The organism is Pseudogemmobacter sp. W21_MBD1_M6, assembly GCF_052119585.1.
Lineage (GTDB): Bacteria > Pseudomonadota > Alphaproteobacteria > Rhodobacterales > Rhodobacteraceae > JBGQOJ01.
This window is the reverse complement of sequence record NZ_JBGQOJ010000012.1, coordinates 1-24,695: the sequence shown is the minus strand read 5'-3', so window position 1 is coordinate 24,695 and position 24,695 is coordinate 1. Positions and strand designations below refer to the sequence as shown.

24 protein-coding genes are annotated in these 24,695 nt (G+C 61.7%); 11 read left to right on the top strand and 13 right to left on the bottom strand.

The window, feature by feature from the left end; genetic code table 11:
• Nucleotides 1-52 precede the first annotated feature (52 nt).
• Both ACEN2R_RS12920 and ACEN2R_RS12915 read right to left on the bottom strand, forming a co-directional pair.
• Nucleotides 53-1,555, bottom strand: a complete 1,503-nt coding sequence (locus ACEN2R_RS12920; RefSeq protein ID WP_442042825.1) for an ABC transporter substrate-binding protein — start codon at nucleotides 1,553-1,555, stop codon at nucleotides 53-55.
• Nucleotides 1,556-1,796: 241 nt separating this feature from the next.
• The gene (locus ACEN2R_RS12915; protein WP_442042823.1) at nucleotides 1,797-2,696 is read right to left on the bottom strand and encodes a DMT family transporter; all 900 of its coding nucleotides are present in this window, start codon (nucleotides 2,694-2,696) and stop codon (nucleotides 1,797-1,799) included.
• 253 nt (nucleotides 2,697-2,949) lie between these two features.
• Between ACEN2R_RS12915 and ACEN2R_RS12910 the strand changes: the two genes are divergently transcribed.
• The 4 genes from ACEN2R_RS12910 to ACEN2R_RS12895 are packed head-to-tail and all read left to right on the top strand — an operon-like array spanning nucleotide 2,950 to nucleotide 7,111.
• Nucleotides 2,950-4,104, top strand: coding sequence for a sialidase family protein (locus ACEN2R_RS12910; RefSeq protein WP_442042821.1), 1,155 nt, complete (start codon nucleotides 2,950-2,952; stop codon nucleotides 4,102-4,104).
• Nucleotides 4,105-4,109: 5 nt separating this feature from the next.
• Nucleotides 4,110-5,063: a 4-hydroxythreonine-4-phosphate dehydrogenase PdxA gene (gene pdxA, locus ACEN2R_RS12905; RefSeq protein WP_442042819.1), complete on the top strand. Its 954-nt coding sequence runs from the start codon at nucleotides 4,110-4,112 to the stop codon at nucleotides 5,061-5,063.
• Complete coding sequence (locus ACEN2R_RS12900; RefSeq protein ID WP_442042817.1) at nucleotides 5,060-5,968, top strand: dihydrodipicolinate synthase family protein; 909 nt, start codon at nucleotides 5,060-5,062, stop codon at nucleotides 5,966-5,968. The genes pdxA and ACEN2R_RS12900 overlap by 4 nt, the downstream gene beginning before the upstream one ends.
• A 21-nt stretch (nucleotides 5,969-5,989) precedes the next feature.
• Complete coding sequence (locus ACEN2R_RS12895; RefSeq protein ID WP_442042815.1) at nucleotides 5,990-7,111, top strand: iron-containing alcohol dehydrogenase; 1,122 nt, start codon at nucleotides 5,990-5,992, stop codon at nucleotides 7,109-7,111.
• Here ACEN2R_RS12895 and ACEN2R_RS12890 read toward each other — a convergent pair.
• Nucleotides 7,108-7,845, bottom strand: coding sequence for a FadR/GntR family transcriptional regulator (locus ACEN2R_RS12890; protein WP_442042814.1), 738 nt, complete (start codon nucleotides 7,843-7,845; stop codon nucleotides 7,108-7,110). The genes ACEN2R_RS12895 and ACEN2R_RS12890 overlap by 4 nt on opposite strands.
• A gap of 11 nt (nucleotides 7,846-7,856) precedes the next feature.
• Nucleotides 7,857-8,873 carry a four-carbon acid sugar kinase family protein gene (locus tag ACEN2R_RS12885; protein WP_442042812.1) on the bottom strand — a complete coding sequence of 339 codons (1,017 nt, stop codon included), beginning with the start codon at nucleotides 8,871-8,873 and terminating at the stop codon, nucleotides 7,857-7,859.
• Nucleotides 8,874-9,030: 157 nt separating this feature from the next.
• Here ACEN2R_RS12885 and ACEN2R_RS12880 point away from each other — a divergent pair, with 157 nt between their 5' ends.
• From ACEN2R_RS12880 to ACEN2R_RS12860, 5 genes are all read left to right on the top strand, one after another.
• On the top strand, nucleotides 9,031-9,945 hold the full coding sequence (locus ACEN2R_RS12880; RefSeq protein WP_442042810.1) for a LysR family transcriptional regulator: 915 nt from the start codon (nucleotides 9,031-9,033) through the stop codon (nucleotides 9,943-9,945).
• Between the two features lie 76 nt (nucleotides 9,946-10,021).
• Complete coding sequence (locus tag ACEN2R_RS12875) at nucleotides 10,022-10,933, top strand: dihydrodipicolinate synthase family protein (protein WP_442042808.1); 912 nt, start codon at nucleotides 10,022-10,024, stop codon at nucleotides 10,931-10,933.
• Complete coding sequence (locus ACEN2R_RS12870) at nucleotides 10,930-11,991, top strand: Ldh family oxidoreductase (protein ID WP_442042806.1); 1,062 nt, start codon at nucleotides 10,930-10,932, stop codon at nucleotides 11,989-11,991. The genes ACEN2R_RS12875 and ACEN2R_RS12870 overlap by 4 nt, the downstream gene beginning before the upstream one ends.
• Nucleotides 11,992-12,035: 44 nt before the next feature.
• The gene (locus ACEN2R_RS12865) at nucleotides 12,036-13,325 is read left to right on the top strand and encodes an AMP-binding protein (protein WP_442042804.1); all 1,290 of its coding nucleotides are present in this window, start codon (nucleotides 12,036-12,038) and stop codon (nucleotides 13,323-13,325) included.
• Entirely contained in the window at nucleotides 13,322-14,428 is a 1,107-nt protein-coding gene (locus ACEN2R_RS12860) for a thiolase family protein (protein WP_442042802.1), read from the top strand. The genes ACEN2R_RS12865 and ACEN2R_RS12860 overlap by 4 nt, the downstream gene beginning before the upstream one ends.
• Here the strand turns inward: ACEN2R_RS12860 and ACEN2R_RS12855 are convergent.
• The 4 genes from ACEN2R_RS12855 to ACEN2R_RS12840 are packed head-to-tail and all read right to left on the bottom strand — an operon-like array spanning nucleotide 14,425 to nucleotide 16,973.
• The gene (locus tag ACEN2R_RS12855) at nucleotides 14,425-15,108 is read right to left on the bottom strand and encodes a nitroreductase family protein (protein ID WP_442042800.1); all 684 of its coding nucleotides are present in this window, start codon (nucleotides 15,106-15,108) and stop codon (nucleotides 14,425-14,427) included. The genes ACEN2R_RS12860 and ACEN2R_RS12855 overlap by 4 nt on opposite strands.
• A complete protein-coding gene (locus ACEN2R_RS12850; protein ID WP_442042798.1) occupies nucleotides 15,105-15,650 on the bottom strand; it encodes a biotin transporter BioY in 546 nt (181 codons plus the stop codon). Before ACEN2R_RS12850 ends, ACEN2R_RS12855 begins: the two co-directional genes overlap by 4 nt.
• Nucleotides 15,651-15,676: 26 nt before the next feature.
• Entirely contained in the window at nucleotides 15,677-16,273 is a 597-nt protein-coding gene (locus ACEN2R_RS12845; protein ID WP_442042796.1) for an energy-coupling factor transporter transmembrane component T family protein, read from the bottom strand.
• On the bottom strand, nucleotides 16,248-16,973 hold the full coding sequence (locus tag ACEN2R_RS12840; protein WP_442042794.1) for an energy-coupling factor ABC transporter ATP-binding protein: 726 nt from the start codon (nucleotides 16,971-16,973) through the stop codon (nucleotides 16,248-16,250). Before ACEN2R_RS12840 ends, ACEN2R_RS12845 begins: the two co-directional genes overlap by 26 nt.
• Before the next feature lie 250 nt (nucleotides 16,974-17,223).
• On the opposite strand from ACEN2R_RS12840, the gene ACEN2R_RS12835 reads away from it, so the two are divergent.
• Nucleotides 17,224-18,006, top strand: coding sequence for an HpcH/HpaI aldolase family protein (locus tag ACEN2R_RS12835; protein ID WP_442042792.1), 783 nt, complete (start codon nucleotides 17,224-17,226; stop codon nucleotides 18,004-18,006).
• A 93-nt stretch (nucleotides 18,007-18,099) separates the two neighbouring features.
• Here ACEN2R_RS12835 and ACEN2R_RS12830 read toward each other — a convergent pair whose 3' ends face one another.
• The 5 genes from ACEN2R_RS12830 to ACEN2R_RS12810 form a co-directional block, all read right to left on the bottom strand.
• A complete protein-coding gene (locus ACEN2R_RS12830) occupies nucleotides 18,100-19,116 on the bottom strand; it encodes an endonuclease/exonuclease/phosphatase family protein (protein WP_442042790.1) in 1,017 nt (338 codons plus the stop codon).
• The gene (locus ACEN2R_RS12825; protein WP_442042788.1) at nucleotides 19,113-20,156 is read right to left on the bottom strand and encodes an ABC transporter ATP-binding protein; all 1,044 of its coding nucleotides are present in this window, start codon (nucleotides 20,154-20,156) and stop codon (nucleotides 19,113-19,115) included. The genes ACEN2R_RS12830 and ACEN2R_RS12825 overlap by 4 nt, the downstream gene beginning before the upstream one ends.
• A gap of 11 nt (nucleotides 20,157-20,167) precedes the next feature.
• Nucleotides 20,168-21,043, bottom strand: coding sequence for an ABC transporter permease subunit (locus ACEN2R_RS12820; protein ID WP_442042786.1), 876 nt, complete (start codon nucleotides 21,041-21,043; stop codon nucleotides 20,168-20,170).
• A 9-nt stretch (nucleotides 21,044-21,052) separates the two neighbouring features.
• Nucleotides 21,053-21,934, bottom strand: a complete 882-nt coding sequence (locus tag ACEN2R_RS12815) for an ABC transporter permease subunit (protein WP_442042784.1) — start codon at nucleotides 21,932-21,934, stop codon at nucleotides 21,053-21,055.
• Between the two features lie 69 nt (nucleotides 21,935-22,003).
• The gene (locus tag ACEN2R_RS12810) at nucleotides 22,004-23,308 is read right to left on the bottom strand and encodes an extracellular solute-binding protein (protein WP_442042782.1); all 1,305 of its coding nucleotides are present in this window, start codon (nucleotides 23,306-23,308) and stop codon (nucleotides 22,004-22,006) included.
• Between the two features lie 246 nt (nucleotides 23,309-23,554).
• Here ACEN2R_RS12810 and ACEN2R_RS12805 point away from each other — a divergent pair, with 246 nt between their 5' ends.
• Complete coding sequence (locus tag ACEN2R_RS12805; RefSeq protein ID WP_442042780.1) at nucleotides 23,555-24,553, top strand: LacI family DNA-binding transcriptional regulator; 999 nt, start codon at nucleotides 23,555-23,557, stop codon at nucleotides 24,551-24,553.
• Nucleotides 24,554-24,695 lie beyond the last annotated feature (142 nt).

Here is a 24,695-nt window from a genome sequence, read left to right as displayed (position 1 = left end):
CCCCCTTGATCGGTCGGGTGAAGGGGGCGGCGCACCGCCCCCGTCGAAAGGTTTACTTGAACTTGATCTGCGACAGCTGCAATTCGCTGTTTGTCGCAATTGTCGGAACAAAGTCCAGACGCTCGCTGACACGACTGAAGCCAACCATGTGGAACAGCAGGACATCGGCAACCGTTTCTTCGTGCAGATACGCGATCAGCTCTTTCCAAAGCGCACTACGCTCGTCGCCGGTGGCGGACGTTGCCTGAGCAATCATCTCGTCAACCTTCGGGTCACACATACCGGACTGAAGTCCCTCGCACGCATACTTGAAGAACATCGAGAACACAGGATCGCCCTTGGCATTGTCATGCATCGCCGCGACAAGGCTTGGGCCGCGATCCTCGGCGAAGGGCCGGGAGTACAGGTCGATCCATTCGGCAACCTCGTGCATTTCCAGTTTCACATTGAACCCGACATCCTGGAACATCGCCTGCACCGCCTCCATCACCTCGGTGACATTGGCAAAGTTCCCGGTGCGCCCGATCAGCGTGATCTGGGTATCGACAGGGACACCATCAGCCTTTGCCTCGGCCAGCAGCGCCTTGGCACCCTCGACGTCGAACGCGGCTGGCGTCAGGTCTGGGTTCCAGCCGATGGTCGATGGCGGAACCATTGCGGTGGCAGGAATGGCGTCTGCGGGGATCAGCGTTCCCAGCAATGCCTCGCGGTCAACGGCCATGTTCATCGCCTTGCGCACCCGCACGTCATCCAAAGGCGCGATGCTGTGATCGACCCGCAGATAGGTGGTTTCAGAGTTCGGATAGGCAAAGTCCGTCGCGGGGTTGGTCGCGTCCAGTTCGGAAATCAGCGGCGAAATGTCCGCCTCTCCGGTTGCGACCATTGCAGCCCGCACAGCATCGTCAGAGCGGAACAGATAGGTCGCCTGGCTGACGGCGGGTTCCGCCCCCCAATACCCATCGCGGCGCGACAGGATGATGTTCTGCCCTGCATTCCACGCGGTCAGCTCGTATGGTCCTGTGCCGATGGGATTGCGGGTGAACTCGATCGGCGTTTCTGCCGGAACGATGGTGACGGTGGACATCAACAGCGGCAGGATAGGCTGCGCCGGGTCCGATGTAATGTCGATGGTCATGTCGTCGACCACGGTGGCGGTGATGGTCATACCGCCAAAGTATTTAGCGCCGATCTCGCAGGAAATCTTGTCGCTGAGCGTGCGTTCGATCGAATGCTTCACGTCGCCCGCGTCGAATGCGCTGCCGTCGGAAAAGGTCACGTCGGGGCGCAGGTGAAACCGCCATGTTCCGCCGTCGGTCGACTCCCAGCTATCGGCAAGCTTGGCCTGCAAACCCTCGGCGGGGTCCAGCACGGTCATGGTTTCGGATATATTCTGCAAAATGACGCGGCCGATGTTCGACTGCGACGCCATGCAGGGCTCTACTGTTTCCAGTTCTTCGTTCAGAACGATTGTTACGCCCGTATCCTGTGCAAACACAGGCACGGCCATCGCCAAGGCGAAGGTGGTTCCCAATAGTGATGCGGTCAGATTTCGCATGTTTAGTCCTCCCTATTCTAGCAGCTTCTTTCTTGAAAACGGTGCAGCTGCGCACATCCGTCTTTCATTCCTGATTCGGAATCATCTACGTGATCGCCTCGGAACTTCCTTATATATTAATATATTTAATCGGCGATCACGAATTTCTTTTGATGCAATATGATACTTTTTCGGTATCAGTCCTCTGCTCCCCTGTATCACTGGGCTACATCATGGCGCCCGAACGTCCTATCTGGACGCCTTACAACGTGGGGTCCCGCCCACGCGACCATCGCGCGCTTCCGGCGACGATCAGTGTCGCGGTGAAAATCACCCCCGCACCAACCCAGGTCTCAATGCCGGCCACCTCTCCGAAGAATAAAAAGGCCAGGATCGCCACGGCGGGCAGGCGCACGAAATCCAGCGGCGCAAGGAACGAGGCATCGGCCAGCCCCAGCGCCCGCGTGACCAGCATCATGTTAAGCGCGCCAAACGCACCCTGAATTGCCAAAAGGCCAAGCTGTGCCGGTGTCGGCTGCGTCCAGAAAACCAGCGCCGGTATCAGCGCAAGCGGCACCATCGCGATCAGGTTCCAGGCCACCAGCGTCTCGGCGCTGTCGCGGCCCGACATCCGTTTCAGGATCAACTGGATTCCCGCCGTCACCGCCGCCCCGATCAGCGCATAGACCAACGCAGGAGAGATCCCGCCCTGCCCCGGACGAATAACGAAAAGCACCCCGATGAACCCCGCCAGAACCGCCAGAAGACGCGGTACGGTCAGGCGTTCGCCCAGAAACACAACAGCCCCCACCGTCAGAAAGATCGGTGCCGTGAACATGATCGCGGTGACGTCCGCCAAAGGGGCCGCCGCAAAGGCCGCGAAATACGCGACCAGCGACACCAGCTTCAGCGCGGCGCGCACGACATGCAATGTGCGATAGGACGATGTCAGCATCGCGCGACGCCTCAGTATCCAGGGCAGCACCACAATCAGCCCGAACAGGCTGCGGAAAAAGGCGATGACGAAAGGGTGCACCTGATGGGCCAACAGCCGCACGATGATCGCGTCGCAGGCATTCAGCGTCGCCGCCAGAAGCATGAACACAACCCCGAGCAATGCCGCCCGTCTGTGCATCTTTGCAGTGCCTGTTGGCGCAGCCATCCCCGAGCTCCGGTTGATACGGGCATATGTTAACCCATTGACCAGACCATCTTCCATTCGCACCACATTTGTCAACAAAATGATTTCTTATTTTGATATAGAAAACTCATGCTTGTTCAAGCATTTGTTTTTCTTATATTTTTGTAATAATAGTGATTTAAATTGCAAAATTCGGCAATCAAGCAACTTGACAACTTTTTACAAACGGATGAATGATCAACCCAACCTGGACCCCAAAAGAAACGGATTCCCCGTGCAGATTGACGAGATTGAAAAGGGCATGACCGGCCAGATAGCCGGACAAGGCACCACACTGGGCGCACCGCGATCGGGGGCGCTTTTGCCCTCGCCCAAGGTGCAGAACCATGCCGCGTTCCTGTCGCTGGACGACGCAGGCACATTGTCCTGCGTCTGGTTCGGTGGCACGCTGGAGGGGAAGTCCGACATCTCGATCTACCAAAGCACTCTGACACAGGACGCAACCCGGTGGACGCCCCCCGAGCAGTTGAGCGACGACCCGGAGCGGTCCGAGCAGAACCCCGTCCTGTTCAACACCCCCGACGGGCGGCACCTGCTGTTCCACACGGCACAGACTGGCGGCAATCAGGATGAATGCCTGCTGCGCGTCCGCGCGTTGAATGATCTGGCGCATCCGGCGGTGATTGCCCTGCCCTTGGGCAGCTTTGTCCGCGCACCGGTCGTTGTGCGCGGCGATGGCGCCTGGTTGCTGCCGCTGTTCCGCTGCAAAAGTCAGGCGGGCCGCCGCTGGACCGGGCGTCATGACACCTCGGTTCTGGCCATTTCCAATGACGCGGGTGCGACATGGAGAACGGTGGATGTCCCGAACTCGACAGGGGCTGTTCATATGACAATAGTGCCGCTGGACGGCGCGCGCATGGTCGCGTTTTTCCGCCGCCGTCAGGCCGATTTTGTCTTTCGTTCCGAAAGCCTTGATGGCGGCGAAAGCTGGTCCGCCCCGGCGGCCACCGATGTTCCCAACAACAACTCGTCGATTGCCGCAATCCGGCTGATCGACGGGCGGATCGCCCTGCTGTGCAACCCCGTCTCTGCAGCAACATCGGCAGAGCGGCGCGTGTCGCTCTACGACGAACTGGGCGATGACCCGCGCGAGGATGCCGAGGGTGGCTGCACCCCGGTCTGGGGCGTTCCGCGTGCGCCTTTGACGCTGTGCATTTCAACCGACGACGGCGTGACCTTCGCCCGACGCCACTGCATAGAGGACGGGCCGGGCACCTGCCTTAGCAACAACTCGCTGGACGGCAAAAACCACGAATTGTCCTACCCGTCGATGCTTCAGGCACCGGACGGCACGCTGCATATGGCCTTTACCTATCACCGCCGCGCAATCAAATATGTCCGCCTTGATAGCGGCTGGACAGGAGCATAGACCATATGACCATTGGTATCACCATGGGCGACCCCGCCGGCGTCGGCCCGGAAATCATCGTCAAGGCGCTGGCCGATATGTCGCCCGCCGATCTGGCGCGCACGGTTGTTTTCGGCAACCTGCCAACGCTCGAAGCGGCCCGCGCGGCGACCGGTGCGAATATCATCTTTGGCACGGGCGGTGCGCATGTCATCGACTTGCCGATCGAAGGCGCGCCACTGCCATGGGGAAAGCTGGACCCGGTTGCGGGCGATGCCGCATTCCGGTTCATCGAGGCCGCCGTTCGCGCGGCGCAGGCGGGCACGATCAGCTGTATCGTCACCGCCCCGATCAACAAGGAGGCGCTGAATGCCGCCGGTCACCACTATGACGGGCACACCGGCATGCTGACCTCTTTGACCGGCGCAAAGGGCGCATTCATGCTGCTGGCGTCCGAGCGGCTGAAGGTCATCCATGTCTCGACCCATGTCGCCCTGAAAGACGCCATCGCCCGCGCCCTGCCGACGCGGATCATCGCGACAATCCGCGCCGGCGACGCGCACCTGCGCCGCCTTGGCTTTGACAACCCCCGGATCGCCGTCGCCGGCATCAACCCCCATTGCGGCGAAGGCGGGCTGTTCGGCACCGAGGACGACGACCATATCGCCCCCGCTGTTGCCGCCGCCCGCGCCGAGGGGATCAACGTGGTCGGCCCCATTTCCGCCGATACGGTGTTTCACCGGGCCTACACCGGCGGCTTTGATCTTGTTGTCGCGCAATATCACGATCAGGGGCATATCCCGATCAAACTGGTCGCGTTCGACACGGCGGTGAATGTCAGCCTTGGCCTGCCGATCGACCGCACATCGGTCGATCACGGCACCGCCTTTGACATCGCCGGCAAAGGCATTGCCAACCATCTTAACCTGCACGAAGCCATTGCATACGCACGCAAATTGGGCGAAGGGAAAAACCAATGACAGCCTCTGATATAGGTGGCGTCTTTTGCGCCGCAGCAACACCTTTGGACGCCGCCGGCGCGCCGGATATCAAAAATTTCGCCGCCCATTGCAAGACCCTGATCGACAACGGCTGCGACGGCGTTGCCTTGCTTGGCACCACGGGAGAGGCGAATTCCTTTGGTCTGGCAGAGCGGATGGCGATCCTTGACGGTGCGATAGACGCGGGCATAGACCCCGCGCACATGCTGCCCGGAACGGCGCAGACCGCTGTGACTGACACAATCGTTCTGACCCGCCATGCGGTTGACGCGGGCGTGCGCGCCGTGTTGTTGCTGCCGCCGTTCTACTACAAGGGCGTCAGCGACGAGGGCATTTACCGCGCCTTTGCCTCGGTCATCGAAGGGGTTGGCAACGACCGCCTGCGCGTGATCCTGTACCACATCCCCCAAGTGTCCGGCGTGGCCATTCCCCATGACGTGATCGCCCGCCTGCGGGAGGCCTTTCCGGGTATCGTGGCGGGGATAAAAGACAGCTCCGGCGATATGGAAAACATGAAAACCATGGCGGCCCGGTTTGATAATTTCAGCGTTCTGGCGGGGGCCGATCCACTGTTGCTGCCGCTGATGCAGGCGGGTGGCGCGGGCTGTATCACCGCCACATCGAACCTGCTGGCCGCCGATTTGCGCATCGTCTTTGACGGCTGGAACGATCCGGCGCGCGCCGCTGAGGTTGCGGCCGCGCAGGACCGGATCAACGACATGCGCAACCTGTCCAATCGCTATACCCAACTGCCGACGATCAAAACGATGCTGGCCAGCAGATACGGCGACGACGGCTGGCTTAGGGTGCGCCCGCCGCTGATCGAGCTGTCAGACGCAGAGCGGGCCGATGTCTGGAACACGATGGCGGCTCTTGGCGGCTGATACATGAAAAAGGACCGGAACATGGGCGCAGGTATCGCAAGGGCAATCCAGCTGCATCAACCAAGACAACTGGACATCGGCACAGGTGCCGCGACACGGGTCGGGGACTGGGCAAAAGCCGCGGGCCTGACCCGCACCCTTGTCATCGTCTCGGGGCAGACGGCGCAGATGGTGCCGCTGTTGCGTCTGACCGGCGAGGTGAAAATCGCCCGTCCCACCCCGCCAGAGCCGGACGAGACCGCGCTGGACGACGCATTGGCGGTGGCCCGCGCGTTCCGCCCCGATCTGGTGATCGGGCTTGGTGGCGGGTCGGTGATGGATGTGGCGAAACTGGTGGCGGTCCTGTGGGACAGCGAACAGACGCTTGCCGATGTGGTCGGCCCGAACAAGGTCGCCCGAAAGGGGGCCGCCCTTGTGCAGATCGCAACAACAGCCGGCACCGGGTCAGAGGCCGGCATTCGCGCCCTGATCACCAATACTGCGACCAGGGCAAAGATGGCCGTCGAAAGCCCACTGATGCTGGCCGATCTTGCGGTTCTTGACCCGGCGCTGACGTTTTCGGTGCCCGCCGCCGTGACCGCAGCGACCGGCGTCGATGCTATGGCGCACTGTGTCGAGGCCTTTACCAACATCCGTGCGCATGACCTGATCGACGGCTACGCCCGGTTGGGCATCGGCCTTGTCGGGCGCTACCTGCGCCGCGCCGTCGCCGATGGGCAGGATGCAGAGGCCCGCACCGGCATGATGCTGGCCAGCTATTACGGCGGTCTGTGTCTTGGGCCGGTGAACACGGCGGCGGGGCACGCGTTGGCCTATCCCTTGGGCACGCGGCTTGGCCTTGCGCACGGGTTGGCGAATGCGATCATCTTTCCGCATGTCCTTGCGTTCAACGCATCGGTCCGCCATGAAAAGACCGGCGAAATTCTGCGCGCGCTTGGTCTGGACGACAAGGGCGGATTTGACGCGGCCTACGGGTTTTGCCGGTCCTTGGGGATCGAGATGCACCTGTCGAACCACGGCGCCGACCAAGGGCAACTGGAGGACTGGGCCGCAGAGGCCCACGGCATCCGCCGCCTGATGGACAACAACCCCCGCGATATGTCGGTGACCGAGGTCGCGGCGATCTATCACGCCGCCTTTTAGGTCATCGCGATCTGCGAGGTCATGCTGAGCCTGCGCCCCTCGAACAGGCGATCGCGCGATCCTTCAAGGTGCGCGCGCATCAAGGTCCGCGCACGCGCCGCGTCGCGGTCGCGAATGGCCGTGAACAGCGCCTCGTGCTCGTTGTAGACATGGCGCAACCCGTCCGGCGTCAGCTTTAGCGATAGCCCGTGAAACTGCATCCCGACGGCGATGTGATCCTCCAGCGCCTCCATCGCGGTGGCGAAATACTGGTTGTTCGAGGCCCGCGCGATGGCAAGATGGAACATGAAATCCGCGTCCTCGCGATGCCTTTGGCGGCTGGTGGCATCCCCCATCAGTTGCAACGCGTCCTTGATCGCCTTCAGCGCGTCGTCGTCATGCCGTTCGGCGGCGGCGGCGGCGGCCTCCGGTTCGACCGTCAGGCGGAATTCGTAACACCGTTGCAGATCGGCGATGTTTTCCATCTGCCCGAACCCCAAGGGTTTTTTCAGGCCAAGCGTGCGGACAAAGCTGCCCGCCCCCTGCCGCGAATAGATGAACCCCTGATCGCGCATCCGCTTCAATGCCTCGCGCACCACGGGGCGGGACACCTGGAATTCCGCCGCCAGTTCGTGTTCCGTTGGCAGGCGTTCGTCGGGGCTGTAGGCGCCCGATTTGATCGCGCGCTGCATCCGCTCGAACACCTGTTCGCTCAGGCTTTTGCGTTTCGCACGGGCGTTGGGTCCATCCTGCACCTGTCTCTCCTTCATCCTGTTGCCTGCTCTGCTAGCCGGATCAATGTTTCTGCGTCCCCGAAGCCGCCTGATTTGGTCACGATCTGCAATGTGCCCGCCTCTGACAGTGGCAGGCCGTCCAGTATTTCACCCCGCACATGCAGCAGGTCAATCCCGATGCCCGCCAGCACCGCCTCGGCCGTGGCACCGCCGGTCAGCACCAGCGCACGCCGCCCCGTGACATAGCCCGCCATCAGGCTTGCGGCCAGTGCGCGCCCCACATCCGTTCCGCTGGCCGCGCTGCCCCCCGCAACCGCCTGAACAACCGTTACGGCGGGGCAGCCGCGGGCGGGTGGCGCGGCACCGTTCGGGGCGGCAACCGGCACGATCCCCATCGCGGACAGGCGGTCGACCTGCGCCATGGTGATCGGGTCGCGCGACCCGACGACGATGGTGACAGGCCCACGCAGGGGCGGCGGCGGCGCAGGGTCAATCCGGCCGGTCATCGCACGGGCCAGCGCCTCGGCCAGACCACGCGCGCCCACCAGCAATCGCCCACCCGCATCCGCCAGCGCCGCATCCATATCGGCATCGCTGCGGCAGTCGGGAATATCGGCCAATGGCGCAAGCCGGCCCAGAACCCCGCGCACCGCAATAGGCGTATCGACACCATGCCCGCCAAGCTGCCCGTCCGTCACGACCCGTCCGAAGGCAGGGATCGCGGGCATGACCAGCATCGGCCCCGCCCCCAGGTCTTGCAGCTCTGCCGCTATATGCCCTTTCAGCCGCGAGTCGATCTTTTTGAACAGTCGGACGCCACCGGGCAACATCGGGCGCAGGTCGGCAATCGCGCGTCGCGCGGCGGTCTCTGACAGATCACGGCTGGCCGTATTGACCGCAACGATATCCGCGTTCTGCGCCAGGGCCCGGCCAAGGGCGCCCCCGCCGGTCGCAACAACGCAGGTCAGCCCGCGCGCGGCAAAAGGCCCCGTCGCATCCAGCGCCCCTGTCAAGTCATCCGCAAGAATGACCAATTTCACGCCCGCCATACATGCTGCCTTCCAAGCCATAACACCATGACAAATCGAGTTGTCATACACCCTTTTCATTTTCCTTTATTTTCAGCGCATTTCAAGGGAATTCCACTTTACATTAGGGCATTTTATTAACAACATTACACAAATGTCCCGGCGCAAAGGCCTGCCCATGTCCGCTGCACTGTTCGAAATCAACCAGTTGCGATATTTCGTTGCCGTGGCCGAGGAGCTTAGCTTTCGCGGGGCGGCAAAACGGCTGAACATGACCCAACCCCCCCTGTCCCGCCATATCGCGCAACTGGAATACCGGCTGGGGGTCATGCTGTTCGACCGCACCAACAGAAGCGTCCGGTTGACCGCCGCTGGCACCAGTTTTTTGTTCGATGCAACCGACATCCTGCGCCGCGCAGAGGCCGCGAAGCTGGCCGCACGGCAGGCAGAGCGGGGCGAGGCAGGCGCAATCGCGCTTGGCTTTGTGCCCTCGGCCGCGATCGAGGTTCTGCCGCGGATCGTGTCCGCCGTGGCCAGGGCTATCCCCGGCGTGCACCTGACACTGACAGAGATGATGAGCTATGAACAGGTCGAGGGGCTGCTGTCGGGAAAGCTTGATCTGGGGATCACGCGGTTGCCCCGCTCGAACCAGCCGGTCCGCATGACCCGGATCTATAGCGAAACCTTTGTCCTTGCCCTGCCGCGCACCCACCCGCTGATGTCGCTGGATGCGCTGTGCGTCGAAGACCTGCACGATCTGGGGATGATCGGCTATTCCACCGAACGGGGAGGCTTTGTGCGCGACATGCTGTATGGGTTCTACAGCTCTCGCGGGGTCGTTCCGAAGGAAATTCAGGCCGTCAGCCAGACCCATTCGGTTCTGGCGCTGGTGAACGAGGGGCTGGGTGCCGCGCTTGTTCCGGCCTCCAGCCAGTCGATGCAAATGGCCAATCTGTGCTACCGCGACATAGAATTGCCCGACGATCTGCGGTCTGACCTCTATCTTGCAACCGGACCAAAAGCACCGACTTTGCTGCAATCCCGCATCATCGGGATCATCGAGGCGGAAATGATACGAAATCAGTATCAGTAGCGCCTTCTTTGGCATTGGACAGCCGTTTCCCGGCCCCCTAGACCCAAGGCACCCCCCATAAGGATCACCCGAAATCATGCGCATCCGACAGGCCCTGACCGGCATCTCCGGCATTCTTGTAACGCCATTCGACAGCAACGACAAAGTGGACACCGGCCCGTTGAAGCCGGTGATCGACCGCGCGGTGAATGCCGGCGTGCATATTCTGGTTGCGAACGGGAACACAGGCGAATTCTACAGCCTGACAATGGACGAGGCCGAGACCGCGATGCACGGCATGATCGACCATGTCGCCGGACGGGTGCCCCTGGTTGCCGGTGTCGGTCGCAGCGTTCACGATGCCTGCCGCCTTGCCCGCACGGCGCGGTCGGCCGGGGCCGAGGCGTTGATGGTGCATCAAACCCCCGATCCCTTTGTCTCGCCCCGCGGTCTGGTCGACTATGTGTCGCGCATTGCCGAAGCCGGCGACGGGCTGCCCTTGATGCTATATCTGCGCAACGACGCCATCGGCACGGCGGCGATCCGCGCTTTGACAGAGGTCGAAGGCGTGATCGGTGTGAAATGGGCAACCCCGAACCCCCTGCGACTGGCAGAGGCAATGGCCGCCACCGACCCTGGCATCATCTGGGTCGGTGGCCTTGCCGAAGTCTGGGCACCGCCGCTGTATGCCGTCGGCGCCCGCGGCTTTACCAGCGGGTTGATCAACGTCTGGCCGGAACATTCGGTGGCCATCCACACCGCACTAGAGGCAGGCGATTACACCAAGGCCCGCGCCCTGATCGCCAGAATGACCGCCTTCGAGGAGGTCCGCGCCGAGGAAATGAACGGCACGAATGTGACCGGCGTCAAAACCGCGCTGCACATGATGGGGATGGATTGCGGCCCGACCCGCCCGCCCGCAGCCTGGCCGTTGACCGGGGTGCAATCCGCCAAACTGGCCGCGATGCTGACCGGCGAAGGGCTGATTGCGCGAAAGGACAGACCATGACCAATCTGCCGGATACCCCCCGCTATCATGCGGCCCAGCTCGAGACCTTCGCTCTGGACCTGTTTCAGGCTGCGGGCCTTGAGGAAAAGCTGGCCGCCCCTGTCGCACACTATCTGGTCGAGGCCGATCTGATGGGGCATGACACCCACGGCCTTGCTTTGGCGGGCTGGTATCTTCAGGCCATCGACGACGGGGTCATGGCACCCTCTGGCACCTATGACATCCTGTCGGATCGGGGGGCCGCCGTCGCATGGCACGGTCGCCGCCTGCCCGGCGCATGGCTGGTTCAGCAGGCGATGACCCTGGCCTGCACCCGTGCGGTGGACTACGGCACATGCACCATCGCGGTTGGCGGGGCGCATCATATCGGGGCGCTTGCGGCCTATCTGACACTGGCAACTGACGCCGGATTGATGGTCAGCATCGCATCATCCAGCCCGTCGGGCGCGCATGTTGCGCCGTTCGGCGGGGTGACAGGCGTCATGACCCCGAACCCGGTCGCGCACGGGATTCCGACGCCGGGCGACCCGATCCTGATCGACATTTCCGCCTCTGTCACCACCTTCAACATGAGCCAGCGCCTGATCCGCGAGGGCCGCCAGTTTTCGGCAGACTGGCTGATGGACGCAGGCGGCAAAGCGTCGCAAGACCCCAAAGTTCTTGAACACGGCGGCACGCTTTTGCCCACTGGCGGTGCGGATCACGGCCAAAAGGGCTACGGCATGGCGCTGCACGTCGAGGCGCTGACCCAAGGGTTGTCCGGTATCGGCCGCGCCGATGCACTGAAGGGAACGAACTGTGCCTTCTCGGTGCAAGTCCATGACCCCGATGCCTTCGGGGGCCGCGACGCCTTTGTGCGCCAGACCGGCTGGCTTGCCGATGCCTGCCTTGCGTCAACGCCGAAACCGGGCGTCTCTGCCGTCAGGCTGCCCGGACAGGCGGGGCTGGCCCGCCGCCGCGCCGCCCTGACCGACGGCGTGCCGCTTTACCCCACGATCATCCCGTCCCTGTCGGAGGCGGCGCAAAAATACGGCGTCGCCCTGCCTACCCCCGTTTGATCCGTAACGTTCGGCAATGGCAACGCCCGCATTGACTTGTTACTATGCGTCAGACCTTGACGCGCAAGGTCGATGGCACAAAGGCGGACAGCAGGTTGAACAAGGCGGACAGGTTCCTTTGGCACAAGGGCACGGGCGTCTATGCCAACGGGCGGCGGCTGAACCTGCATGGTGCCGGGGATGCGCTTCCCGTACCGGATGCAATACGCGTTCGCGACATACCCGCGCTTGAACCCGCAAGCGCGGTTTCGGCCTTGTGCCACGCGATCGCGCTTGGGCAAGAGTTCCGCATCGGGGCCGATGGTGCGATGAAGGCCGCGCAAGACATATCCGGCGATCCGCACTTTTTCCAATGTATGACCTCGGGGTCGACCGGCACCCCGAAATCCATCCGTCGCAGTCACGCCTCGTGGATCGCCAGCTTTGATGTGAACCGCGCGCGGTTCAACCTGACCGCCGATGACACCTATGCCGTTTTCGGCCATCTGGTGCATTCCCTGTCGCTTTATGCCCTGCTGGAGGCGGCGCATACCGGCGCGGACATTCATATTCTGGCCGGGATGCGCCCCGACCGTCAGCGGACCATGCTGGAACAGGCGAAGGCGACCGTGCTTTACCTGACCCCGACCCAATTGCGGGCGCTGGGGTCCGGCGATGCCGCCCTGCCCTGCGTGCGCCATATCCTGTGTGGTGGCGGGCTGCTGGACGCCGCGACAAAGGCGCAGGCAAAGACGCTGTGCCCCAACGCCACCTTGACGGAATTCTACGGCGCATCCGAGACCAGCTTTGTCACCATGTCCGATGCAACAACCCCGCAAGGATCGGTCGGCAAGCCCTACGCGGGTGTTACGCTGGATATTCGCGGTGAAGGGATCGGCGAGGTTTGGGTGAAAAGCCCCTATCTGTTCGACGCCTACGCAGCGGGCAACAGCGTGGACACGCAATGGAGCAACGGGTTTCTGACCGTGGGCGAACTGGGTTATCTCGACCGGGACGGATACCTGTTTCTGATCGGGCGCAAGACCCGGATGATCACCATCGCCGACCAGAATGTGTTCCCAGAGGAGATAGAGGCGCTGCTGTCCCGCGACCCGAAGGTCAGGCATTGCGTGGCCTTGCCCCGTCCCGATGCCAAACGCGGTCAGGTTCTGGTGGCGGTTGTCGCGGGGCCAGAGGACAGGCGTCTGGGAGAGCAGTTGACAGACCGTTGCCGCAGTGCCCTTGGCCCGTTGAAAGCGCCGCGACAGATCCTGTTTCTGGACCCTTTCCCGCTGTTGGCCGCCGGAAAGCCCGACATTCAGGCGGTGGCCGCATGGTTGGATGCACGCCGATGAAAAGGTCATACATCGCCGCCGCCTTTCGGTCCGCCGTGGCCCCGCACAGCGGTGGCCTGTCACATCTGGACCTGCATCAGCTGGGCGCACCCGTCATGCTGGCCTGTCTGGAACGGGCCGGGCTGGGGCCGCAGGATGTCGACGAGGTGATCGTCGGCAACGCCCTTGGGGCGGGCGGTAATCCGGCGCGGCTTTTGTCCCTCGCCGCGGGGCTGCCGCAGACCGTGGCGGGCCTGACGATTGACCGGCAATGTTGCAGCGGGCTGGATGCGATCCTTTTGGCGGATGCGCTGATTGTGTCCGGTCGGGCCGAGGTGATCCTTGCGGGTGGCGTGGAAAGCTATTCGCGCAGGCCCCTGCGGCAGAAAACCTTTGCCAACGGCGCCCCCCCCCTGCCCTACGACCGCCCGCCGTTTACCCCATGGGCCGACCGTGACCCCGAAATGGCCGAAGCCGCCGACGCCCTTGCGCAGGCGCTTGGCATCACCAAACAGGCGCAGGACGACTGGGCGGTGCACAGCCACCAAAAGGCACGCTTGGCGCAGGACAGGATGCGCGACGAGATAGTCGAGATCGACGGCGTCGGACAGGACAGTTTCACCCGCGATCTGACACAGGGCCTTTGCGCCCGCGCGGGACGGATCAGCGGCGATATCACAACGGCCAATACATCGGTCGCGGCGGATGCGGCGGGGTTCTGCCTTGTGGTGTCGGACCGCATTGCGCAGCGGTTGACCGGCCCCATGGCTCAGATCACCGGCGGTGCCACCCTTGGCGGCCAGCCCGACAGACCGGGCATCGCCCCCGTTGCTGCGATCGCACGGGGGCTGGCGCACGCCGGTCTGTCGCCCGACGACCTGATCGCCGCCGAAATCATGGAGGCGTTCGCCGCGCAGGCCATCGCCTGCGTGACGGGTGCGGCGATAAATCCTGCCATCACCAACCTCGGCGGCGGATCACTGGCGCGGGGGCACCCCATCGGCGCGTCTGGTGCGATCAATGCGGTGCGGCTGTTCCACCAGATGACAGGCCGTCAGGGATCGGGCGTGGCGGCCATCGCGGCGGCAGGCGGGTTGGGCACGGCGTTGGTGCTGACGGTCTAGGGTGCAAAGCCGCGGAAGATCGCATAGGCGTCCAGCGCTTCGCGTTCCGTGCGGAAATTGTTGACCGGCGCGTCACGGTCGGCCACCCCAAGGGCAATCCCGCAGACGACCAACTCGTCATCGGCCAAACCCAGCGCCTCATGGGTGACATCGGCATAGTTCGCCAGCGCCCCGATGCCGCTTGTGGCATACCCCAGATCCTCTGCCGCCAGAAACAACGCCATCAGGGACATGCCCAGATCCATAAAGCACCCTTTGCCCATGTCCTTTTGAATGGTCACGACAATGCCGACGGGTGCGTCGAAAAAACGGTAATTCAGATCGAACTGGGCACGGCGGGCCGCACTGTCGCGCCGGTCGATCCCCAGCGCCTGATACAGGGCATATCCCGCCGCCCGTTGCCGCGCCTTCAGGTGGGCGGGCATCGGATCGGGGAAATAGGAATACCCGGACACGATCGGACGGCCCGACGCAATCGCACCCGCCAGTTCCTGTTTCAACTGCCCAAAGGGCTTGCCCGTCAGGGCGTGGAACGCACCGGGTTGCAGGTTGGCGCCACTGGGCGCACGGCGCGCGGCGCGCAATATCCGCGCGACATCGGCCTGCGGAACGGGGGTCTCAAGATAGGCTCTGGCAGATTTTCGCTGCCAGAGAAGGCGTTCGATGTGGGTCTCGCTCATGCGCGGGACAGAACGCTTTGCGGTCTGGCCCTGGCAAGCGCCGAGGTGACCATGCCCGCAATCGCGGCCTTCAGGATGTCACCGGGGATAAAGGCGGTGACCAATGCGGCCGCCTCGCCGATGGTCTTGCCCAGAACGATGGACATGCCGCCGATGCCAAAGACATAGAGCACCGCGATGCCCCCCACCGCAGCGCCGACACCCGCAACCAGCGTCAGCGGCGCGCCGCGCCATTTCTCGACGATCAACCCTGTGACAAAGGCCGCAACCGGAAAGCCGATCAGGAACCCGGCAGTGGGCGATGCGAACAGCCCAAGACCACCACGACCGCCCGACAACAGCGGCAGACCAAGCGCCACCAGCAGCAAAAACAGCAGCACCGCCAACGCGCCCCGCCTGGCCCCCAGAACCGTGCCGCACAGCATGATGCCCAGACTTTGCGCCGTGACCGGCACGCCAAAGCCAAGGGTAATTTGCGGGATCAGGCCAAGAGCAGCGATCAGCGCTGCAAACAAGGCGATAAGGGCAAGGTTACGTTCCATGGTTGGTCTTCCTCAATTTGTGGCACCTAAAGCCCGCCGCGGGCTTTCAGTGCCTCTGCTACATGTTCGGCGTCATCAATGGCAAGAACTGTGAACGGCATGATGATCTTCCAGTTTGGTCGTCTACGCGATCTTGCACGCCATGATTGCACAAGGTGCCCCCCTTTTTCAGCAAGCGCAGGGGTGAACCGCACAACAAGCGCGATGGCCAGTTCTAGGGCGCGGGTTTTCAGACCCAGCACCCGCAACGGGGTGGCCAGCATTTTCACGACCTCTATCATATCGGACAGGCGGGTTGTCATCGTCACCAGATTTGCGATCCCCACCGCCGTCAGCAGACGCAGGGCGATCACCAAGCCCTGTTGCGGGGCGTCCGTCCACCAGTGCCAGACCAGAATGACCGCCAGAAAGGGCCATAATCCCGCCAGCCGGCGACAACCCAACATCAGAAACACCAGCCCCGGCAGGGCGTAAAGCAGCATGCAGCCCGCAAAAGCCACGGCATGGAACAACGGCTGTTGCGATGCGAACAGGCCCATCGTCGCGGCGCACAACAGCGCCAGTTTCAGCCCGGCAGGCCACCGGTGGGCCCAGGTTTCAACCGGCGAGGTCAGAGATATCATCGCCTCCCCCGATTTCTGCCATCCGGCGGGCAAACGCGGCAAGCGTCGGCTGTGCCGCACCGTCTTGCACAATTTTACCACGGTCCAGCCAGATCACGCGTTGATACCCCGCAAGGCTCGCCGGATCATGCGAGATATGCACCAGCGCTGTCTCTATCTGCGCAAGATACCGCCCCAACTGAAGGCGCGTGGGAATATCGAGACCGGAAAACGGTTCGTCCAGCAGGATCACTTCGGGCTTCATCACAAGGATCGACATCAGGCAGACCAGCTGCTTTTGCCCCTGCGACATCTGATGGATCGCGGCCTTTGCCCAATGCTCCTTGCCGAACCGCCCAAGAATGTCTTGCGTGTTGTCCCGCGCCTCTGACCGGGTCTGCCCCGACTGAAGCAGGCCAAAGCCGATTTCCTCTTCGACGGTGGGAAAGATGATCTGGTGATCGGGGTTCTGGAACAGGATGCCAACGGTCGCGACGGCTGATTTCCTGTCCTTCGCAACATCGACCCCCGCAATGGTCACGCGGCCCGCCGATGGTTCGATCAGCCCCGCCATCACCCGCGCCAGCGTGGTCTTTCCAGACCCGTTGCGCCCGACAATCCCGATGCGGTTCTCGGTCGCGCGGAAGGTGATGGCCTCAAGGATCCGTGCGTCGCCGGACGTGTAGGACACGTCAGACACAAGAATGGCGTTCGTGGTCATTCGCGCGTGCACCCTTTTGCCCCGTATGTCATCGCTGGTCCCGGCCGCGTCCCGCGGTCAATCCTTTCAGAGTTCATACGACAAGTGGCACAGGCGTAGCAACCAACTGCGACAGGCTGGTTGGGGGTCTGCCGCTTTGCCGGTTTTGCAATTGACAATTCAGGCGCGTTTTGTCGACTGTGTCATGCAGCCTGTCCGCATCTGAAACCGCGACGCAGAAAAAGGGCAGGTCTTTGCCCGAAAGGAAAGAATGATCAAGAACAAGCTCAAGCAGATCTGGAAAAATGGCCAGCCAGCCATCAACGGGTGGCTGTCGATCGGCAACGCCTTTTCTGCCGAAATCATGGCCGCGCAAGGATACGATTCAGTCTCGGTCGACATCCAGCACGGCGCTCTTGATTACAGCGCGGTGCTGCCGATGTTTCAGGCCATGCGCGCCTCTGGCGTGGTGCCGATGGCCCGTGTGCCATGGCTGGAGCCGGGCATCATCATGAAGGTGCTGGACGCAGGCGCCTATGGCATCATCTGCCCGATGGTGAACACCGCCGAACAGGCCGCGCAATTTGTCAGCTACATGCGGTATCCACCACATGGCAACCGCAGCTTTGGCCCGACCCGCGCCGTCTATTCCGCAGGTGCCAACTATGCCGCCGAAGCCAACACCGAGATTTTGGCCTTTGCGATGGTCGAAACCGCCGAGGCAATGGAAAACCTCGATGCCATCGCCGCCACGCCCGGTCTGGACGGAATTTATGTCGGGCCCGCTGATCTGGCCTACAGCCTGTCACAGGGCAAACTGGCACCCGCCTTTGACCGGGAAGAGCCCGAGATGATCGAGGCGCTGCAAAAGATTGTCGCCGCCTGCCGCAAGAACGGAATTCGCGCCGCGCTGCATTGCGGCACTGCAACCTATGCCGCGCGCGCCGTGGGCTGGGGGTTTGACATGACTACCGTTGCCAGTGACGGGCGGCTTTTGGCGGCGGCGGCTTCGGCCTCTGTCATAAAGTTCCGCGAACTGGTCGGCGGGGCGTAAACCCGGTGCGCCATATCATCGTTCCGACACGCCATAGTCAGGCCGCATCAACGCCGGAAACCACCCTGTCGGTACTGCCCGCGTGATCCCAGACTATTTAAGGGTTTCTTTGCTGATACCTGCAATGCACCAGACCGCGTCGTGATCAGAAAGGGGTTTCAGGTCATCCGTCAGCGCCGGGATCAGCGCCTTGTCGCGGCAGGCCAGCCCCCGTGCGCAGAACCAGTCAAGTTTCATCTTGCGCGACGGGTGCGGGGTTATCAGGCTTGGTCGGGTGGTGTGCCCGTCGGGCGTAAACCCCCAGTCGTAGCCCTGTGCCTCTGCCCGCGCAAACAGCGTTTCTGACCGCCAGTCATAATCGGGGGGCATATGGTTGCCAGTGTTCATATCCCCGCCGATCAGGACCGGCATATCAGGCGCGAAATCATCGACGGCCTGCATCAGGGTGTCAAACTGCGCCGCGCGGTGCGGGGCGTCAGCATTGCTTTCAAGATGGGTCGAGACCACACAAACATGGCCGTTTTCAGTTGCCAAAATCGCCGCCAGGGCCATGCGCCCGCCGACGCGGGGCTGGTCGGGATCGGCGTCCAGCTCGTCCGAGGCGAACCAGTGGCCGTGGTCATCCAGCCGGATCATGGTGACCCTGTCAAAGGGTGCCACGCTAAGGATCGCGTTGCCGTGCCACCCCCTCTCATTGAAATAGTCCTTGCAGAACGCGCGTTCGGTCGCACCGCCCAGGTCCAGTTCGTGAAACTCGACACCAAAGGCATAGACCATGCCCATTGCGCGGGCCATGTCCTGTGTCGTGTGACACTGGCCGGTGCGGGCCATGCCGTGATCGACCTCGGACAGCAGCACGATGTGGGGGGCGTAGGCGGCTAAAAGGTCCGCGCTTTCTTGCGGAAACAGGCAGCGTTCGACGTTCCACGCCACGACCGACAGGTCAGCAGGCAGGCAGGCGACAGAGGCCGCGCCGCCGGTCTGGACCGCATTCATGCCAGGCAATGCCCCCAACAGGTCGCGGTGCGATGCGGCTGTTCGGGGCGAGGCCAGGATGCGCGCCCGTTCATCGGGCGTGACCTGAGGCAGCTCTGGCAAGATCCCGGTCACAGCCGATGCCCCGTGCCGGTGGCGAACAACGAAACCACATTTGGCTTGAGCGTGGCGCGCAGCGCACCCGTAAACACCGGGCTGTCCTTGCCCACGTGCACGCTGATCTGTTGACCGCCAATGGCACCGTGCAGCAGACGGTGCGCACCAAGCTCTTCGACAAGGGCGATGTCCAGCTCCAGCGGGCCATTCGCGTCGGGAACAATGTCTTCGGGGCGGATGCCGACCGTCACTTTACCCGTCTGGCCTGACGGGACCGCCATCACCGCCACATCGCCAACCCGCACTGCCCCCCCCTCAAAGCGGCCTTCCATCAGGTTCATCGGCGGGGCGCCCATGAAAGAGGCGACAAAGGTTGTGGCGGGGGTGTTGTAGACCTCGGCGGGGGTGCCGATCTGTTCGATCCGTCCTGCGTTCATGACGATGATGCGGTCGGCCATCGTCATCGCCTCGACCTGATCGTGGGTGACATAAACCGAAGTAACGCCAAGGCGGCGCTGCAAGGCTTTGATTTCGATCCGCATCTGGTTGCGCAGCTTGGCGTCAAGGTTCGACAGGGGTTCGTCGAACAAGAACAGCGTCGGATCACGCACAATGGCCCGGCCCATGGCAACGCGCTGGCGCTGCCCGCCTGACAATTGGCTTGGCTTGCGATCCAGATAGTCATCAAGGTTCAGCATGGCCGAGGCGGCTTTGACTTTTTCATCTATCACTGCCGCGGGAATTTTACGGTTTTTCAGCCCGTAACCGATGTTTTTACGAACGGTCATATGCGGATAAAGCGCATAGTTCTGGAACACCATCGCGATGTCGCGATCCGCAGGGTCCACGTCATTCACGATGCGATCCCCGATCACCAGTGTGCCTTCGGAAATTTCTTCCAACCCCGCGATCATACGCAGCATCGTGGATTTACCGCACCCCGAGGGGCCGACCAGTACCACGAACTCGCCATCGGGGATGTCGAAACTGGCGGGCTGAACCGCCTGAATTCCGGTGGGATAAACCTTGGCGATGTTAGACAGGGAAACCTGTGCCATGGGGAAATTCCTTATTTATCCGAGTCCGTCAAACCTTTGACGAACCAACTTTGAAAAAAGACGACGATGAGGACGGGTGGCAGGATCGCGATCAACGCCAGCATATTGGCGCGGCCGTATTCCGGCAGGGTTGTCCCGTCGAGCGACTGGGTGATCTGCTTGATCCCCCGCACAAGGGTGAACATGCCCTCTTCGGTGGTGATCATGGTAGGCCAAAGATACTGGTTCCAACCATAGACAAACATGATGATAAACATCGCCGCGATCATGGTGCGCGACAGCGGCACGAGAATGTCGAAGAAGAACTTGATCGGTCCGGCACCATCTATCCGTGCGGCTTCGACCAGTTCTTCGGGGATCGAGAGGAAGAATTGCCGGAAAAAGAAGGTGGCCGTGGCCGACGCGACTAGCGGGATTATCAAACCCTGATAGGTATTCAGCATGCCCAGCTTTTGCACGATCTCGTAGGACGGCAGAATGCGCACCTCGAGCGGTAGCAAAAGCGTGGTGAAGATCACCCAGAACGCCAAAGTGGCAAAGCGCATGCGGAAATAGACGATGGCATAGGCGGCCATCATCCCCAGAACGATCTTGCCCACGGCAAAACCCACACCAAGGATCATCGAGTTCCACAGCATCCGCAGGCCAGTATTTACCCCCGAAAACCCATCGGCCTTGAACATCGCTTTGCGGAAATTATCGTCCAGTTGATCACCGATCATCAGGCTTGGCCCGGTCTTCATGTTGATCAGATCAGGGACGGAAGTCATCTGCAGCAGCATCGCCACAGGCAGGATCATGAACAATGATCCAAGGATCAGGATCACATGGTCGATGATCGTGCCGGGCTTGAACCGGCGGCGCGGCAGGGGGCGGAAGTCGGTCATTTCAGATCCTCAGGTATAATGGATGCGGCGTTCGACCAGCCGGAACTGGAACACTGTCATCGCCAGGACAAGGACCATCAAAATCACCGATTGCGCAGACGAGCCGCCCATGTCGTTGCCGCGAAAGCCATCGACATAGACCTTGTAGACCAGCGTCATCGGGTTGTTGCCCGGTTCGCCTTTGACGATCGTGTCGATCACGCCGAAGGTGTCGAACAGGGAATAAGTGATGTTGGTGATCAGCAGGAAAAAGCCGGTGGGTGCCAGCAAGGGAAAGGTCACATCCCAGAACCGCCCCGCGGCAGACCGGTTGTCGATCAACGCCGCCTCGCGGACGGACCGCGGAATAGATTGTAGGCCGGACAGAAAGAAGATGAAATTGACCGGAATCTGCTTCCAGACCGAGACCAGCACCATCGCCGAGGCGGTGTCATAATAATGGACGCCCAGCATGAAATCCCAGCCGAACAAGCCGGCAAGCCGAGTCAGCGGGCCCCAGCTTTGGTTGAACAGGATGATCCCCATAACCCCCGCAACAGGCGGTGCGACCGCATAGACCCACATCAAAAGCGTGCGATAAGTCTTGGCCCCCCGGATCACCTTATCCGCTTTGACCGCCAGCAAAAGCGCGATGGCCAACGATAGAAAAGTCACCAGCAGACTGAAGACAACGGTAAACTGTGCCGCCCGCGCATAGGCTGACGAATTGAACAACGAAGCATAATTCGAAAGTCCCACAAAGGTCTCGCTGAACCCGAAGGGATCTTGCAGATAGAACGACGACTGGACGGCATGAAGCGCGGGCCAATAAAAGAAGACCGCAATAATAGTGACCTGCGGCATAAGCAGAAAAAGAGGCAACCATCTTGTTGTAAAACCGGCGCGTTTCATCGTGAAGTCGTCCTTCCAGTGGGTCCGGTGGCCGCGCAAGGCACGGCCACCGTTCAGGTCTGGCGGCGCTTATTGCGCTTGGGTTTGTGCGAACCTGGCCAACAGGTCGTTGGCATCGGTTTCGATGGTTGCGAATGCGTCCTCTACCGAGGTTTCGCCGCTTAGAAGGCGGCCGTATTCACGGTTCATCACATCGCGGATCTGGACATAAAAGCCCATGCGATAACCCTTGGTGTTGGCACCGACCGGCAGGGAAAGCTGCTGGATGCCGACTTCGGCAGCGGGCGCTTTGGTGTAGTAGCCGTCAGCCTTTGCCATCTCATAGGCTGCGGTGGTGATCGGAACATACCCGGTCTCTTTGTGCCACATGTACTGGACTTCGGGCGAGGTCAGATAGTTGAAGAACGCAGCGGTGGCCTTGTTCTCTTCAGCCGACTTGCCAGCCATTGCAAACAGCGACGCACCGCCAATAAAGGTCTGGGTCGGTTCTTTGGTCACAGCCTCCCAATACGGCAGGAAACCAGCCGAGAACTGGAACGGCAGGTCCAGCTTTGACAGGCCCCCGAACGAACCGGACGAGCCCAGCCAGATCGCAACTTTGCCCTCTTCGAAAGGCTTCTGGTTGTCGTTCCATGCTGCGCCGTACCAAGCATAATAACCCTTATCGAGCCATTCTTTGACATGGGTCCAGTGCATCTTGATCTCGGGCGCGTTTACGAGAATTTTAGTGTCCATTCCGTCATAGCCGTTGTTGTTGGTGGCGAACGGCAAGTTGTGGCGGGACATGAAATTTTCGGTCCATATCCACGGGGAATGCGACTGGGCCAGCGGAATGTAGCCTGCGTTAACCAATGCAGGCGCGGTGACGGATTCGAACTCTTCCCAGGTTTTGGGGGCTTCAACGCCGGCCGCGTCCAACGCCTGAACATTGTAGTACATAATGGGCGACGACGAATTGAACGGCATGCCGATCATCTTGCCGTCGCTGTCAGCGTAGAAGTAGCGAACGCCGGAAATGTAGTCGTTGATATCAAACGCAACGCCGTTTTCGGTCAGCAAATCCTGAACCGGAACAGTGGCACCTTTGGCACCGATGACGGTGGCAGCCCCTGCATCGAACACCTGCAGGATGTTGGGCTGCTCGCCCGCACGGAAGGCCGCAATACCGGCGGTCAGCGTCTCTTCGTATGTGCCCTTGAACGCGGGGGTGATCACATAGTCAGACTGGCTTGCGTTAAAGTCGGTGGCGATCTTGTTGACGGTTTCGCCAAGTGCACCACCCATAGCATGCCACCAGGTGATGTCGGTCTGTGCAGAGGCCGCGCTTGCCAGCAGCGACAGCGCAGCTGCGGAAACGAGTGAAAGACGGGTCATAGTGTTACTCCGGTCAAATGGATGCCCGGTCGGGCATTTTGATTTGGCCGCGATGGCCCGAAGACCAAACGTTGCCGCGAAAGTCGGTTTCCTTTCGGATCCCCCGGGTTGGGCCATCGTCATTTTGGCATCGGGCGTGATTCCCGCTTGCGCAACGATGTGCACACGTGTTCACATAGCCGCGATATGTGACATCCCGATGAAACCGGCGACCCTCCGGAAAAAATTGATCCCTCAGGCCCGCACATGACCGATGCACTTCGCAAGAAACGGATCACTGCCCAGGACATCGCCTTGCGGGCCGGTGTATCCCGTTCGGCCGTGTCGCGGGCCTTTACCGACGGGGCCTATATCGACCCCGACAAACGGGCGCGCGTATTGCAGGCCGCCCATGAGCTGGGATATCGCCCCAACGCCCTGGCTGCTGGCCTGAAGGGCGCGCGGTCCAATCTCGTGGCGATCTTTGTCGGCCAAATGCCCAACGAATACGATAAGGAAGTCGTCGCGGAACTGGTGATGGGCCTTAACAGCATCGGGAAGTGGCCCATCGTTATCGGCGGAACCGAAACAGCGGCCCGCGAGGCCGTATCAAATGTCCTGAGGTATCCGCTGGAGGCGATGATCCTTCGGTCCGGAAGTCTGGATGAAGACATCGTGAACGCCTGCGGAAAGCTGAGCATCCCGGTCATCTCGTCCGGTCGCGTTCTCAGGGTGCCCGGAGTGGACAACATCTGTTGTCGCAACAAAGAGGGCATGGCGCTTGGCACGCATCTGTTGCTGGATCGGGGGCGGCGGCGGTTCGGCTTTATCGGCGGGCCGCAGTCCTTCGCGTCATCGAATGCCCGCCGTGCTGGCCTTGTGGAAACGCTCCACTCGGCAGATCTGGAATTGCTTGCGGAAGAGACAGGCAGGTTCACCGTTCAAAGCGGCTATGAGGCTGCGCACCGGCTGGTGCAGGCGGTGCAGATCGACGCCTTGGTTTGCGCGAACGATGCCATGGCCATCGGCGCACTAAGCGCCCTTCGCGAGCGCGGACGCGTCGTGCCGGATGATATATCCGTCATCGGGTTCGACGATATATCGATGGCCGCATGGCCCGCCTTCGCTCTTACGACGCTGCGCAATCCGATAGAAGAATTAGTGACCGCCGTGCTCGGGCTGCTCGCACGGCGCACCATTGCCCCGGATAAACCGGACGAAACGATTTATCTTGACGCCAATCTGGTGCTGCGGAATAGCCATTGATTGAGGTCCCCGCGGGTGATGCCGCCGATGCCCGTATTTGGGCCGTCGTTGTTGTATACCCATTGCGAGCTATGCGGGAATTTGGGTGATGGCGTGATTTGAAGGGCGGCGTATCGTGGCGGGTGTCAAAGCCGGCCAGAAC